Below are 14406 nucleotides of genomic sequence, written 5' to 3'. Positions count from 1 at the left end.
CCGGGTTTTCTGTGTCCTACACGCTGCCGCCGAGGATATCAATTTACACGAGCGGCAAATTTTTGCAACAAAATGCGCGTGTTGCGCCAAAATTGCCGCACACGGCGGGCACCGCGGCGACGCAAAATCCGTACGGGGCTGTCAGACAATATTACCGTACACTCTTTATTGCCCGGAAATAAAGCAAAACTTTGCTTGTCGCCTCCACGGAAGCCGATGCAGGCGCCCTGCCCCGCCAAGAAAAAACGGGCGGTTCCGCCATGCCGTCGGAAACGCCCGTCGCAGTCCCATGCGCGCCGCATTCCCGGTGCGCTATTTTCCGGCCAGGATGCTCTTGGCCGGGATGAGCCCCGTGGCCGCCGCCGAAACGATGTTTCCGGCCACGCCGGGTCCGTCGCCCGCAACGTAGAGCCCGGGAATGGCCGTCTCCAGGTTCTCGCCGCAGTCCACCTGGGTGGCGAAGAACTTGATCTCCGGCGCGTAGAGCAGCGTCTCGTCGTTGGCCACGCCGGGCACCACGAGGTTGAGCTTCTCCAGGCCCTCCACCAGGTTGGTCAGGATGCGCTCGGGCAGGGCCATGGCGATGTCGCCGCAGACCACCTTTTTGAGCGTCGGCTCGATGTAGCTGTTGCGGATGCGGTTCCAGGTGGACCGCCGGCCGCGCTTCAGGTCGCCGAAACGCTGCAGGATGGGCTTGCCGCCGCCGATGAGGGTCGCCAGGCGGCCGATGGACTCGCCGTAGGCCTGGTTGTCCGTGACCGGCTCGTTCAGGACCACCTTGGACAGGAAGGCGAAGTTGGTGTTCTCGCTCTTCTTGTCCATGTAGGCGTGGCCGTTGACGCACACGAAGTCCTGGTAGTTCTCTTGGGCGATGAACCCGCCGTAGTTGGTGCAGAAGGTGCGGGTCAGGTCGTCGTACTTGGAGGTGCGGATGAAGAAGGTCGGGTCGTAGATGATGGAGCAGAGGTCCTGCATGATCTCGTTGTGGACCTCCACGCGCACGCCGACCTCGATGCCGCGCTGGGTCACGGCCAGGCCGTGGCGCTGCACGAGCTGCCCGACCCACTCGGCGCCCACCCGGCCCGGGGCCAGGATGACGTTCTCGGCGAAGTGCTCTCCCTTGTCCGTGACCACCCCGCGCACGCGGCCGTCCTCGACGAGGATGTCGCGGACATCCTCCTTGGTGCGCACGGTCACTCCCTTGGACTGGATGTACTCGACCATGCCCGTGATGTGGCCGGGCAGGTTGTCGCTGCCGAGGTGCTTCTGCTTGATGACCAGCAGGTCGATGCCGAACTTGCGGGCCTCCTTGCGGATGGACTTGGCCTCCTCGATGTTGGTCGGGTAGACCTTGCCGTCCATGCCGAAGCGGTTGAAGATGGCTTCGGTCTCCTCGATGAGCGCCGTGGCCTTGCCCACGCTCATGAACTGGGTCAGGTCGGTCTTGCCCAGCTTGTGGATGAAGTTGAGCTTGCCGTCGGAGAAAAGGCCGGCGCCGCCCATTCCGGACAGGATGTTGCAGGGCTTGCAATGGATGCAGTCCTGCTCGCCCACCAGGGGGCAGTTGCGCTTCAGGGACGCCTTGCCCTTCTCGATGAGGAGCACGTCCAGGCCGGAATGCTCGGCCAGGTGATAGGCGGCGAACAGGCCGGCGGGGCCGCCGCCGACGATGATGACGTCATGGACTTTGTTCATGGCTATTTCCCGTCGACCTTCTTCTTTTTCACGGACATGGTGTGGCGCTTCTGGGCCGAGAGCTCGACCTTGCGCAGGCGGATGTTCTGGGGGGTGACCTCGACCATCTCGTCGTCGCGGATGAAATTGAGAGCCTTCTCCAGGGTCATGGGCAGCACCGGCGTGAGGATGATGGCCTCGTCCTTGCCCGACGCGCGGAGGTTTGTCAGCTTCTTCTCCTTGCAGGGGTTGACGTCGATGTCGTTGTCCCTGTTGTGCTCGCCGACGATCATGCCCTCGTAGACCGCATCGTTAGGCTGGACGAACATGCGGCCGCGCGGCTCGAGGTTGAAGATGGCGTAGGGCACGGCCTGGCCCTGGCGGTCCGAGACGATGGAACCCGAGAAGCGGGTCGGGAAGTCCCCGCGGTACTCGCCGTAGCCGTCGAACAGGGAGTTCATGATGCCCGTGCCCTTGGTGTCGGTCAGGAACTCGTCGCGGTAGCCGATGAGCGCGCGCGACGGCACCGAGAACTCCATGCGCACGCGGCCGCTGCCGTTGTTGACGAGGTTCAGGAGCTTGCCGCGGCGGATGGACAGCTTCTCCGTGACCACGCCCATGAAGGCCTCGTCGCAGTCCACGTAGACGTGCTCCAGGGGTTCAAGGAGCTTGCCGCCGTCCTTCTTGTAGATGACCTCGGGACGGCCCACGCCCAGCTCGAAGCCCTCGCGGCGCATGGTCTCGATGATGATGGCCAGCTGGAACTCGCCGCGGCCCTTGACGATCATGGAGTCCTTGTCCTCGCTCTCCTCGACCTGGATGGCCACGTTGGTCAGGGCCTCCTTCTCCAGGCGGTCCTTGATCTTGCGGGACTGCACGATCTTGCCCTCGCGGCCGGCGAAAGGGGAAGTGTTGATGGTAAAGCGCATGGACACGGTCGGTTCGTCCACGTCGATGCGCTTCAGGCGCACCGGGGACTCCTTGAGGCAGATGGTGTCGCCGATGGAGACCTTGTCCAGGCCCGCCAGGACCACGATGTCGCCCATCTCCACGGATTTCTGCTCGGCCAGCTGCAGGCCCTCGTAGGCCTGGATCTTGGACGGCCGGAAGGCGGTCTGGCCCGCCTCGGTCATGCACAGGAGGTCCGTCTTGTCCTCCAGGGTGCCGGCCTTGATCTTGCCTATGACCAGGCGGCCCAGGTAGTCCGAGTAGCCCAGATCCGAGACGAGCATCTGGAAGGGCGCGGCCGGGTCGAAGCGGGGCCCGGGGATGCGATCAAGTATCAGGTCGAAGAGGCACTGCAGGTTCTCGCCGCGCTCCTCCAGGACCGGGGAGGCCACGCCGTCGCGGCCGACGGCGTAGAGAACCGGAAATTCGAGCTGGTCCTCGTCGGCGCCGAGATCGATGAACAGGTCGTAGACCTCGTCCAGGACCTCCTGAGGGCGCGCGTCGGCGCGGTCGATCTTGTTGACGACCACGAGGATGGGCAGGCTCGCGTCCAGGGCCTTCTTCAGCACGAAGCGGGTCTGGGGCAGCGGGCCTTCGGAGGAGTCCACCAGCAGCACCGCGCCGTCGACCATGGACAGGGCCCGCTCCACCTCGCCGCCGAAATCGGCGTGGCCGGGGGTGTCGACGATGTTGATCTTCACGTCCTTCCAGCGCACGGAGCAGTTCTTGGCGGCGATGGTGATGCCGCGCTCGCGCTCCAGGTCCATGGAATCCATGACGCGCTCGTCCATGGACTGGTTGTCCCGGAACACTCCGGACTGGCGGAACATGGCGTCGACCAGGGTGGTCTTGCCGTGGTCGACGTGGGCGATGATGGCGATGTTTCTGATGCGGTCGTTATTCTGCATATTGGGCATTGTTTTTCCTCTGGTGGACATAAAAAACGGCTCCCTGAACGAAGCCGGTGCCGTGCCGTGCGCACGACGCACGACACTATTTTTCCACTACGCGCAGTTTTCGTGCGCCGTCAAGATGGGAAAATCGGGCAAAGCGGGTTCGGCCGGACCGACGTGCGGCCGGGGGAGCCGGGCTGCGGAAACTCCGCGAAGAGCTAGGAAAGCTTGCCGCAGCGCAGGTTGCGCACGGCATCCTTGAACATGACCTCGATGGTGTTGGGCTTCATCAGCTTCTGCACGTAGCCTGCCCCGAAGACGGGGTGGTCGATGACGTCGCCGGACCGGAAGGTGCGGTCCATGCCGTAGCTCAGGGGCGAGGGACACGACCCCACCAGTTTCTCCCACTGCTCTGCCTGGGCCTGGGCCTGCCTGCTTGCGGCCGCGGTCGATTTGCGGGGGCTTGCGGCCTTGGGCGCGGCGGCCTGGGGGGCGTCCTTGACGGTCCCGGTCGCGCCGCTTCTCACCCGGGGCGCGGCCTGGGCCTTGGCCTCGGCCTTGGGGGACGCGTAGGAGTGGCGGGCGCGGCAGACCTTGCACTCGACCTTGGCGATCTTGTCGCCCAGCATGGCCACCACATGGTGGTCCGTGACGGTCTTGCATTTCTTGCAGAGTGATTCGACGGAACTGCCGGCCTGTATCTGATTCTCGCTCATGACATATCCTTTAAGATGCGGTGTGGAAAAAAAAGCCACAAGGCATGACCTTGTGGCGAAAGCATGTCTGACGACCCTAACCCCTTCCCTTCCGGTAGGCAACGCCGGAGTTTGAGGTACCGCCCGGACCGACGGCGTCGTTGACAGCGGCGGCGTCCGCACGCATGATGCGCGCTTCTCAGGGCGGGGTGGAAGTCCCCACCGGCGGTGTCCCGCGCGTGCGCGGGGAGCCCGCGAGCGCTCCCGGAGGTCCGGGAGGTCAGCAGATCCGGTGAGAAGCCGGAGCCGACGGTCACAGTCCGGATGGAAGAGAAAGACGGCCGCCGTCCGCGTGCGCGGGCGGTTCTTTCCGGCCGCGCCCTGGTTCACGCCCAATTTCCAAGGAGAGCAACGTGAATCAGACCTCCCCCACTTTCGACGGCACCCCCTCCCGCGACCGCGTGGAGCGCGCCCTCCAGGCCCTGCGCGCAGGCCGGGGGGTGCTGGTCACGGACAACGAGAACCGCGAGAACGAGGGCGACCTCATCTTCGCGGCCGAGTCCCTGACCACTTCCCAGATGGCCATGCTCATCCGCGAGTGCAGCGGCATCGTCTGCCTCTGCCTGCCCGACGAAAAGGTCCGGGCCCTGGATCTGCCCCCCATGGTCGGCACCAACTCCAGCCGCTACCAGACGGCCTTCACCGTCTCCATCGAGGCCGCCGAAGGCGTGACCACGGGCGTGTCCGCCGCCGACCGCGTACGCACGGTCCAGGCAGCCATCGCCGACGACGCCCGGCCCGGCGACCTGAACCGCCCCGGCCACATCTTTCCGCTGCGGGCCAGACCGGGCGGGGTGCTGGAACGCGAAGGGCACACCGAAGCCACGGTGGACCTCATGCGCCTGGCGGGCCTGAAGCCCTACGGCGTGCTCTGCGAGCTGACCAACGAGGACGGAACCATGGCCCGCATGCCCCAGATCCGGGAGTTCGGGCGTCGGCACGACCTGCCGGTGGTGACCATCGACGATCTCAAGGAGTACATCCAGGACGCGGCCCGGGCCGCCGTCTGACCCAACCGCCGCGGAGCCCTTGCCGGCGCTCCGCGGCGCTCATGGCCGGCCTGGACTTTTGAGCGGCCGCTCTGTACGCGAACAGCCATGACTCCCGCCATCAACGCCGCCAAAAAAGCGAAAATCGCCTTCACCGTCCACGAGTACGAACACGACCCGTCCTGCGCCTCCTACGGCCTGGAAGCCGCGGAAAAGCTGAACGTCGATCCCGAGCGGGTCTTCAAGACCCTGGTCGCGGACCTCGGCGGCGAGCTCGTCGTGGCCGTCATCCCCGTGGAAGCCATGCTCGGCCTCAAGCATCTGGCCAAGGCCGCCGGGTCCAAGAAGGCGGCCATGGCCGACAAGGCCCTGGTCGAGCGGACCACGGGCTACGTCCTGGGCGGCGTCAGCCCCCTGGGGCAGAGGAAGCGCCTGCGCACCTTCATCGACACATCGGCGCAGCCCCTCCCGACCATGCACGTCAGCGCCGGTCGCCGCGGACTGGAGATCGAACTCGCCCCGGCCGACCTGGCGCGGCTGACCGGCGGGATCTTCGCCGAACTGCGGCAATAACCCCCCATCCACAAAGTTCAGCCTGCAGCGCCGCTGTCCGCAAGCGCTTGCGCTAAACCGCTCTGTCCCGACACCGGCATGAATGGATTGCCGACCGCATTCCGTCGGCCCTGTCTGATCCGCAGGCCCGCGCCGTCCGAAAGACCTTCACCTTCCTCATGTCCGACATGCCCATACCATGCGGGACACTGCATGAAAAACTGCGCGAATTGTCTGACAAGCATTTCCCTTGACTTTTTCCCGCCATCAATGCTTAAGCAACCAAGGTTCAAAGTCGAAAATACGGACGACATCCCGGGACGCAATGGCATACATCTACGGTAGCCAGGGACGAGACGACATCGCCGCAACCTGTACAGGGCGCAAGGATATTCTTCTGCGCATCGCCCTGCCCCTGCTCTTCCTCTTCGCCCTCGCATCTGCGGGTTTGCATGCATTCCTGCATGGCAGCTACATCATCACGGCGTTCTTCGCCGTTTTCTTCGTTTTCCTGCTGCTTCGCTTCGAAGAGCTCGGCCTGACCCTGGCCCTGCGTCTCTCCGGAGCCGAAGCTGCGGCCCGCGCCAACCGCATCGCGGCCAGAACGCTGCGTCTCCTGCCCGAAGGGTACCATGTCTTCCACGGCCTGGAGTTCGACGGCGTGCGCATCGACCACGCCGTTGTCGGCCCGGGCGGTTTCTTCCTCATCACGGACAGGGCGAACATCGGCAGAATCACGGAGGTCCGCGAATCGCTGAGGCTGAACGGATGGCCGTTCCTGGGGGACCTCATCGGCAGGAGCTGGCGTCAGTCCCGCGCACTGCTGCGCCGCCTGGACCTTGAAAATTCCGGTTCCGTCCAGGTCTGCCCCGTGCTGTGCTTCAGCCGAGGAAGCGTCGAGACCGGGCGCCTCGTGCGCGGCGTGATGATCGCCCAGGCCTCGGCCCTCGTGCGCATGATCCTCGAACACGAGAGCCCGCTGTCGAGCGAAAAGGTCATGCAGCTGACCGACAAGCTCGCGCCCCTGGTGCGCTTCAGGACGGCGGACGTCGAGGCCACGCATCTCGACGCGCGCGACGGCATGGACGACGACCTTTCCGACGCCACGACGCCGCGCCCGGCCTGCAGCAAATGCCGGCATACGCCGAGCGACCTGGAAGCAGCACTGTTCCCCGACGAGTGCCCGCGATGCGGCCGCCTGTACGCACCGGGCAACACGGCGGAACCGTCCCTCCCCGCTCTGCCCCGGACGTCGACCACGGCCGTTGCCACGGTCTGCGTGATCGTCGCCGCCGGCTCCTCCCTGCTGGCCTATCAGGCCGGACTGTTCGACCAGGACAGGCCGGCTCCCAACCAGGCCGCGGCGGTCGCTGACAACGCCACGCTGGAGACCGCGGAGGTCGCCCTGGCCCCTGCCGCACCGACCGCGACTCCTCCCCTGACGACACGGTCATCGTCAGCGACGCAGGTCGCAGATAAAGCCCCCGGCCCCGCCGAAGCTCAAGTCCTGGAACCGGGAAGCCAGCTCCCGCAAGCATCCGACCCTGTCCAGGGCGTCGACACCGATGCCCAGGAATCCCACGCATCTCCATCGCCATCCGAACCCGACCGCGAACCTGCCGCCAACGACCCGATCGGCGACGCGAACGCCACGGCCGGGACGCAAACCCAGGCCGCGCCCGCAGAACCAAAAAGGCTCAATCCCGCCGAAGGAATCCTGACCATCGTCACCGCCAGGACCACGACCCTGGTGCTGACCAACGACCAGACGTCGAAGCGTTTCGGCCCTTACGAAACCAAACCCCGCAAGGCCCTCGACATCGTCCTGCCCAAGGGCTGCTACTCCGTGGTCCTCGTTGACAACGGCAGACGCCGGCAGACCACGGTCAGCTTTCTCGGCGACACGGGCCGGCTCGAATTCTAGAGGGGGCCGCATCGCTGCGGACTTGCGGAACGCCATCCGACCATAAAGGCCGCCGGACCCAGAGGCGCCCGGTCCTCCCCGTGCTCACGATTCCGTGTGCGGCGGTTCATGCTCCACGTCGAAGTTTATGCGTAGCCGCATGGCAACACGATTTCCTGTTCGTGAGCACTCTCGGCTCCGCATTCCCGCCCGATAAGGCGACCGCGTACCCCGTTCCATTGACAGAAAGAAAGGCCATCCTTACTTTACAACCTTAAAGGACAGCATTGATTTAGCCAGGGAGGCCTAATGCTCGCCATCGCAAAAATAACGTCCAAGGGGCAAACCACGATTCCCCAGGCTGTTCGAGACGCTCTCGGCGTCCACCCGGGAGACGCCATCGTGTGGGAGGTGAACCGTGACGGTGTGGCCAGAGTCCGCAAGGTCGCGCCCCTTGACGTGGAGTACCTGAGCGCTGTGGAGGCCGGGCTTTCCGAATGGAACTGCGCCGAAGACGAGGAGGCGTACCGTGATCTGTGAGCGATTCGACGTGGTTCGCGTCCCTTTCCCCTTCACGGACCGGATGGCCGTCAAGAACAGACCCGCCCTGGTGCTTTCGGATTCAGACATCTTCAACGCGCCAAGCGGACACGCCGTCATGGCCATGATCACCTCGCTGGCCAATGCCCCATGGGCATGCGACTGCCCCATCCTGGACCTCGAATCCGCCGGCCTGCCCGCCCCGTCAAAAGTGCGCCTCAAGCTCTTTACTCTGGATCTTCGGCTCGTGCGCGGGACCCTGGGCCGGTTGTCGGGCCGGGATGAATCCGCGGTGCGGGCCATGCTCTCGGCCGCCTTGACGTGCCCTGACCCGCCAAAAAAATAGGGCCCCCGGACTTTCGCCCGGGAGCCCCGCAAGGAGGAGAAAGCCGTTTACTTGCGCAGCATGCTCGCCAGGAGGCGCAGGTGAGAGCGCTCCTCGTCGATGCAGGCCTTGATGTATTTCTTTTCCCCTTCGGGCACGAACTCCTGCATCTCCACGAAGAAGAGGATCGTGTCCTTCTCGAAGCCCATGGCCGTTTCGATGGCCTCCACCGCCGTGCCCATGAACTGCTTCAGGTGTTCCACGTCGCCCAGGCGGAAGAGCGTGTGGGAGTCGAGGAGAAACTTCAGGTAGTCCACATACTCGTCCTCCTCGGCCCAGGCCGGGAGTTCCACCTCGCCCACGCGCTCGTAGAGCTTGGCGAAGATCTCGCGGTGCTTGGTCTCTTCCCCAGCCAGGAAGCTGAACAGTTCCTTGAGCTTGGGTTCCGTCGTGGTCTCGACCAGGCGATTGTAGAAGACCTCGCCCCTGGTCTCGACTTCCTGGGCGGCCAGGAGGATGTCCGTCGCCTTGAATATTCCAGCCATAAAACCTCCTAGAGTTCCGAAGGCAGCTCTTTGAGCTGGGCGTAGGTGAAGACGGGGCCGTCGATGCAGACGTACTTCGTGCCGATGTTGCAGCGGCCGCAGATGCCCACGCCGCACTTCATGCGCTTTTCCAGCGTGGTGATGATGTTCTGGTCCTCGAAGCCCAGTTTCTTGAGGGCCTGCAGGGTGAACTTGATCATGATGGGCGGTCCGCAGGTGATGGCCACGGTGTTCTTGGGCTTGGGGTTTATCTCCAGCAGCACGTTGGGAATGAGCCCCACCTTGTGCTCCCAGCCTTCGGACGGGTTGTCGATGGTCAGGACGGTGTTGACGTCCTTGCGGCTCGTCCACTCGGGCAGTTCGGCCTTGTAGGTCAGGTCGGCCGGGCTGCGCGCGCCGTAGAGAAGCGTTATCTCTTTGTAATCCTTGCGGTTGTCTAGCATGTAGGTGAACAGGGTCCGCAGGGGCGCCATGCCGATGCCGCCGCCGACGAAGACGATGTTCTTGCCCTTGAGGTCCTCTACGGGGAAGGAGTTGCCCAGGGGGGCGCGCACGCCGATCTGGTCGCCGGGCTGCAATTGGTGCAGGCGGGTGGTCACCTCGCCGACGCGCATGACGCTGAACTGCAGGTAGTCCTTGCGGGTCGGGGAGGAGTTGATGACGAAGGTCGACTCGCCCACGCCGAAGACCGAGAGCTGCCCCACCTGGCCGGGCCGGAATGTGAAGTCCTTCATGCGCTGCTCGTTGTTGAGCACGATGCGGAAGGTCTTGATGTTGTGCGTCTCCTGGATCACCTCGACGATGGTGGCCATGTCCGGGAGATAGGGATTGGCGTTCATTCGGCGTACTCCTGTGCGGCGTTGACGATCTGCCGGATATCGACTCCGGCGGGGCACTGCTTGATGCATCGGCCGCACCCGCAGCAGGCGATGACGCCCTTGTGCAGGTCCGGGTAGTAGCTGAACTTGTGCCCGACGCGGTTCTTCAGACGATGGGCCTTGGTCGAGCGCGGGTTGTGGCCGCTGCCTTCCAGGGTGAAGGTGTGGGACATGCAGTTGTCCCAGGTGCGGATGCGCTGGCTGGAGAGGCCCAGGTCGTCGTCCGTGATGTTGAAGCAGTAGCAGGTCGGGCACATGTAGGTGCAGGCCCCGCAGGAGATGCACTTGGCCGACTGGGCCAGCCAGAAGTCCATGTCGTCGAAGCGCGCCAGGAGCTTGGCCGGGGCCGACGCGTAGTCGTGGGCCTCGCCCATCAGCTCGCGCGCCTTGGCGTTCTTGGCGTCGGCCTCCTTGCCCTTGTCGCCGGCGTCGACGAACAGGGCCATCTTCATGATCTCCTCGCCCTCCGGCGTGACGGAGCGGGCCACGTAGCCCTCGCCCACCAGGGTCAGGAGCACGTCGGAGCCGCTCGGGTCGGCCGGGCCGCTGCCCACGCTGTGGCAGAAGCAGGTCGTCTCGGGGCGGTCGCAGGCCAGGGAGATGAAGACCGTGTTGCGGCGGCGCTGCAGGTAGTACGGGTCCTTGATCTTGTCGGTCTCGTAGACCGGGTCGAAGATCAGCTTGCCGCGCGCCCCGCAGGGCCGGCAGCCGATGACGACGTTCTTGCCCTCGGGCAGGGTCTCGATGATCTCCGGCTTTTTCTCGGGGATTTCGCGCTTGACCACCAGCAGGGTCTCGGTCTGCGGGAACGTCGCGGCCTTGGGGGACACGGCGGCCATGCGGGAGTGCAGGTCCATGACCATGCCCGGCTGGAAGCGGCGGAAGGTCACGGTGCCGCAGTCCGCCACGGGCGCCAGCACGCGGCAGGTGGCGGCCAGTTCCGCGGCCAGGCGGTTCAGGTTTTCCTTGGTGATGAATTTTTCCATTACCAGCCTCGCTCGTTGATGCGCTCTTCCTCGACCTTGAAGGTCAGGAGCGGCGGTGTCTGATCAAGGGCCTTGCCGGCCTCGTGCTGGAACACGTCCTTGACCTGCTTGTTCATGTAGCGCCGCAGGAGCATGAGCGGGATGTCCACGGGACAGGCCCGCTCGCACTCGCCGCACTCGGTGCAGCGCCCGGCCAGATGGGACACGTGGATCATCTGGAACATCATGTTCTCGGACGGCAGGTTCTCCTGGCTGACCCACAGGGGTTCGCGGCTGGTCGCGATGCAGTAGTCGCGGCAGACGCACATGGGGCAGGCGTTGCGGCAGGCGTAGCAGCGGATGCAGCGGCCCATGGTCTCCTGCCAGAAGGCGAACTTCTCGGCGTCGGACTTGGCCTCGAACTCGTCCTGGCACTTCAGGCTCGGGGCCGGGGCCGGGGTGTGCGCCTTGCCGATGAGGAAGTCCGAGACAATGGCGTCGGGAGTGTCGCAGACGAGACATTTGTCGGCCTGCACGTCTGCAAGCCTGAGGGTCGCGGCCTGGCCGGCCACGGTGACCTTGAGGGAGTCGGCGCCGATCTCCACGGACTCGACGAAGCCCGGATCGGCGGGCAGGGCCTTGCGGATCTTGCGCTGGCTGACCACGCCGTCGCAGCACAGGCCGAAGATGACGACGTCGTCGCGGCTCACGAGCTTTTCGTTCAGGAGCTCGATCACGCTCTTGCTGTCGCATCCCTTGACGACGACGCCGACCTTCTTGCCCTTCCAGCCCGTCAGGTAGGTGGCCAGATTGTGCACGGCCAGGGGGCCTATGATGAGCCTGTCCAGATCGGCCTCGGAGCGGATGAAGAGCGGCGTGGCGTGGAGCGGGTCGTAGCCCTGCTCCCAGCCGATGACGCACTCGAGATCGCCGAGCCGGCTCTTGATGGCTGTCTTGAGATCATCCAATTGGGACATGTGTCCTCCTATGCTTGAATCGAACCGTGACAGGGACATCCCTGCCCCTGGCTGGCCTTCACGGCCAGAGCGTTCCAGTCCACGTCGCTTTTCGGGTTGAAGCTCGGCGCGGGGCCGAGTTCGTGGATGCGGCGGGTGAACTCCGTGACCACGTGCTGCCAGCGCTGCCCTTCCGAAGCCGAGACCCAGGTGTACTCGAAGCGGCGTTCGTCGATGCCCGTGATGGGCAGGAAGCGCTTGAGCATCTCCAGTCTGCGCCGGGCGTAGAAGTTGCCCTCGGCGTAATGGCAGTCGCGGGGATGGCAGCCCGAGACCAGCACGCCGTCGGCCCCGTTCATGAGGGCGCGGACGATGAAGAGCGGGTCGATGCGGCCCGAACAGGGGACGCGGATGATGCGCAGGTCCGTGGGCTGCGTGAACCGCCCCACTCCCGCCGTGTCCGCGCCGCCGTAGGAGCACCAGTTACACAGGAAGCCTACTATTCGAAGTTCGCGAACATCTTGGGCGGGCATAAGGCATTCACCTCCGCGAGGATCTGGTTGTCTGTGAAGTGTTCAAGCTGGATGGCGCCCTGCGGGCAGGTCACGGTGCAGATGCCGCAGCCCTGGCAGACCGTGTCGATGACCTCGGCCTTGGGGTTGCCGAAGCGGTCCTGGATTTCCTTGATGGCGCCGAAGGGGCAGGTCTGGATGCACTTGCCGCAGCCCACGCAGCGGGCCGGGTTGACGCGCGAGACCGCCGGGTCGGACTCCAGCATGGCCTTGGACAACAGACCCAGGACCTTGGACGCGGCGGCGCTGCCCTGTCCGACCGAAGCCGGGATGTCCTTGGGGCCCTGGCAGGCGCCGGCCAGGAACACGCCGGCCGTATTGGTCTCGACGGGCTTCAGCTTGGGATGGCTCTCGACGAAGAAGCCGTACTGGTCCGGGGCCACGCGCAGCTTTTCGCCCAGCTGCACCGCGCCCTTGGCGGACTCGGCGCCCACGGCCAGGACCACCAGGTCGGCCGGGACCTCGACCTGCGTGCCGGCCAGGGTGTCGGCGCCGCGCACGACGAGCTTGTCGCCCTTGGGATAGATCATGGCCACTCGGCCGCGCACGTACTGCGCCCCGTACTCCTCCATGGCCCGGCGCACGAACTCGTCGTACAGCTTACCGGGGGAGCGGATGTCCATGTAGAAGACGTAGGACTGGGAGTCCGGGATGTGGTCCTTGGTCAGGATGGCCTGCTTGGCCGTGTACATGCAGCAGAAGCCCGAGCAGTACGGACGGTCCACGGACTTGTCGCGCGAACCCACGCACTGGATGAAGACCACGTTCTTGGGCTCCTTGCCGTCCGAGGGGCGCTTGATGTGCCCACCCGTGGGGCCCGATGCCGAAAGAAGGCGCTCGTACTGCAGGGACGTGATGACGTCCTTGTAGCGGCCCTCGCCGTACTGCGGGTACTTGTGCCAGTCGAAGAGGTCGTAGCCGGTGGCCACGACAATGGCGCCCACGTCGACGTTGACCAGTTCGTCCTTCTGCTCGAAGTCGATGCACTTGACCGGGCAGACCTTGGCGCACAGCCCGCACTTGCCCTTGGTCAGCATGAGGCAGGAGGCCGCGTTGATGGCCGCTTTCTTGGGGATGGCCTGGGGGAACGGGATGTTGATGGACGGGGCGTTGCAGAGATTCTCGTTGAAGGGGTCCGGGTGCTTGCGGCTGGGGCACTTCTCGACGCACAGGCCGCAGCCGGTGCATTTGGTCCAGTCGACGTAGGTGGACTTCCTGCGGACGGTGACCTGGAAGTTGCCCACGTAGCCGCCCACGCTCTCGACCTCGGAGCAGGTGTAAAGGGTGATGTTGGGGTGCTGGGCAATGTCGACCATCTTGGGGCCGAGTACGCAGGACGAGCAGTCGACCGTCGGGAAGGTCTTGTCCAGCTTGGCCATCTTGCCGCCGATGCTCTGATCGCGCTCGACCAGGATGACTTCCTGGCCGCCGTCGGCGCAGTCCAGGGCCGCCTGGATGCCGGCCACGCCGCCGCCGATGACGAGCACGCGTTTGACCGTCTCGAAGCGCTTGGCCATGAGGGGCCGGTTGCGACGCAGCTTTTCCACGGCCATGCGCACCAGTTCGGCGGCCTTGCCGGTGTTCAGGTCCTTGGTCTTGCCGATCCAGGAGACGTGCTCGCGGATGTTGGCCATCTCGAACATGTAGCGGTTCAGGCCTGCGCGCTCCACGGCGCGGCGGAAGGTCTGCTCGTGCATGCGCGGGGTGCAGGAGGCCACCACCACGCCGTCGAGGTTCTTGTCCTTGACCGCCTGGATGATGGCGTCCTGGCCCGGTTCGGAGCAGGCGTACATCGTGTCCGTGGAGAAGACCACGTCGGGGTACGTCAGGGCAGTGGCCGCCACGGAGGGACAGTCCACGGTGCCGGCTATGTTGCTGCCGCAATGGCAGATGAAAACACCAATTCGCATC

The 14406-nt window shown here is 65.0% G+C and carries 14 protein-coding genes and 1 riboswitch; of the genes, 5 read left to right on the top strand and 9 right to left on the bottom strand.

What is annotated here, in order from left to right; genetic code table 11:
• Positions 1 to 312 precede the first annotated feature (312 nt).
• The 3 genes from ACZ5AC_RS04270 to ACZ5AC_RS04260 form a co-directional block, all read right to left on the bottom strand.
• Positions 313 to 1695, bottom strand: coding sequence for an NAD(P)/FAD-dependent oxidoreductase (locus tag ACZ5AC_RS04270; RefSeq protein WP_464249716.1), 1383 nt, complete (start codon positions 1693 to 1695; stop codon positions 313 to 315).
• Positions 1696 to 1697: 2 nt separating this feature from the next.
• On the bottom strand, positions 1698 to 3539 hold the full coding sequence (gene typA, locus ACZ5AC_RS04265) for a translational GTPase TypA (protein WP_464249715.1): 1842 nt from the start codon (positions 3537 to 3539) through the stop codon (positions 1698 to 1700).
• A 194-nt stretch (positions 3540 to 3733) separates the two neighbouring features.
• On the bottom strand, positions 3734 to 4231 hold the full coding sequence (locus ACZ5AC_RS04260) for a hypothetical protein (protein ID WP_464249714.1): 498 nt from the start codon (positions 4229 to 4231) through the stop codon (positions 3734 to 3736).
• 170 nt (positions 4232 to 4401) lie between these two features.
• Positions 4402 to 4550, top strand: a riboswitch (FMN riboswitch).
• A gap of 73 nt (positions 4551 to 4623) precedes the next feature.
• Here ACZ5AC_RS04260 and ribB point away from each other — a divergent pair.
• From ribB to ACZ5AC_RS04235, 5 genes are all read left to right on the top strand, one after another.
• Complete coding sequence (gene ribB / locus ACZ5AC_RS04255) at positions 4624 to 5280, top strand: 3,4-dihydroxy-2-butanone-4-phosphate synthase (RefSeq protein WP_464249713.1); 657 nt, start codon at positions 4624 to 4626, stop codon at positions 5278 to 5280.
• Positions 5281 to 5367: 87 nt separating this feature from the next.
• A complete protein-coding gene (gene ybaK, locus ACZ5AC_RS04250) occupies positions 5368 to 5832 on the top strand; it encodes a Cys-tRNA(Pro) deacylase (protein WP_464249712.1) in 465 nt (154 codons plus the stop codon).
• Positions 5833 to 6136: 304 nt separating this feature from the next.
• On the top strand, positions 6137 to 7735 hold the full coding sequence (locus ACZ5AC_RS04245; protein WP_464249711.1) for an NERD domain-containing protein: 1599 nt from the start codon (positions 6137 to 6139) through the stop codon (positions 7733 to 7735).
• A gap of 288 nt (positions 7736 to 8023) precedes the next feature.
• Positions 8024 to 8254: an AbrB/MazE/SpoVT family DNA-binding domain-containing protein gene (locus tag ACZ5AC_RS04240; RefSeq protein ID WP_464249710.1), complete on the top strand. Its 231-nt coding sequence runs from the start codon at positions 8024 to 8026 to the stop codon at positions 8252 to 8254.
• Positions 8244 to 8600 carry a type II toxin-antitoxin system PemK/MazF family toxin gene (locus ACZ5AC_RS04235; RefSeq protein WP_464249709.1) on the top strand — a complete coding sequence of 119 codons (357 nt, stop codon included), beginning with the start codon at positions 8244 to 8246 and terminating at the stop codon, positions 8598 to 8600. The genes ACZ5AC_RS04240 and ACZ5AC_RS04235 overlap by 11 nt, the downstream gene beginning before the upstream one ends.
• A 47-nt stretch (positions 8601 to 8647) precedes the next feature.
• Here the strand turns inward: ACZ5AC_RS04235 and ACZ5AC_RS04230 are convergent, their stop codons facing one another.
• Genes ACZ5AC_RS04230 through ACZ5AC_RS04205 form a run of 6 tightly spaced genes read right to left on the bottom strand, consistent with a single transcriptional unit; the run spans position 8648 to position 14405 of the window.
• On the bottom strand, positions 8648 to 9124 hold the full coding sequence (locus tag ACZ5AC_RS04230; protein WP_464249708.1) for a ferritin-like domain-containing protein: 477 nt from the start codon (positions 9122 to 9124) through the stop codon (positions 8648 to 8650).
• Between the two features lie 8 nt (positions 9125 to 9132).
• Complete coding sequence (locus ACZ5AC_RS04225; RefSeq protein WP_464249707.1) at positions 9133 to 9963, bottom strand: FAD/NAD(P)-binding protein; 831 nt, start codon at positions 9961 to 9963, stop codon at positions 9133 to 9135.
• Positions 9960 to 10988, bottom strand: coding sequence for a 4Fe-4S dicluster domain-containing protein (locus ACZ5AC_RS04220; protein WP_464249706.1), 1029 nt, complete (start codon positions 10986 to 10988; stop codon positions 9960 to 9962). Before ACZ5AC_RS04220 ends, ACZ5AC_RS04225 begins: the two co-directional genes overlap by 4 nt.
• On the bottom strand, positions 10988 to 11944 hold the full coding sequence (locus ACZ5AC_RS04215) for a 4Fe-4S dicluster domain-containing protein (protein ID WP_464249705.1): 957 nt from the start codon (positions 11942 to 11944) through the stop codon (positions 10988 to 10990). The genes ACZ5AC_RS04220 and ACZ5AC_RS04215 overlap by 1 nt, the downstream gene beginning before the upstream one ends.
• Before the next feature lie 8 nt (positions 11945 to 11952).
• Positions 11953 to 12456, bottom strand: a complete 504-nt coding sequence (locus tag ACZ5AC_RS04210; protein WP_028577380.1) for a hydrogenase iron-sulfur subunit — start codon at positions 12454 to 12456, stop codon at positions 11953 to 11955.
• Positions 12423 to 14405 carry a 4Fe-4S binding protein gene (locus ACZ5AC_RS04205; protein WP_464249704.1) on the bottom strand — a complete coding sequence of 661 codons (1983 nt, stop codon included), beginning with the start codon at positions 14403 to 14405 and terminating at the stop codon, positions 12423 to 12425. The genes ACZ5AC_RS04210 and ACZ5AC_RS04205 overlap by 34 nt, the downstream gene beginning before the upstream one ends.
• Position 14406 lies beyond the last annotated feature (1 nt).

This window comes from Desulfomicrobium aestuarii (genome assembly GCF_055385525.1).
The sequence above is the reverse complement of the archived record's forward strand: the minus strand, read 5'-3'. Positions and strand labels throughout refer to the sequence as shown.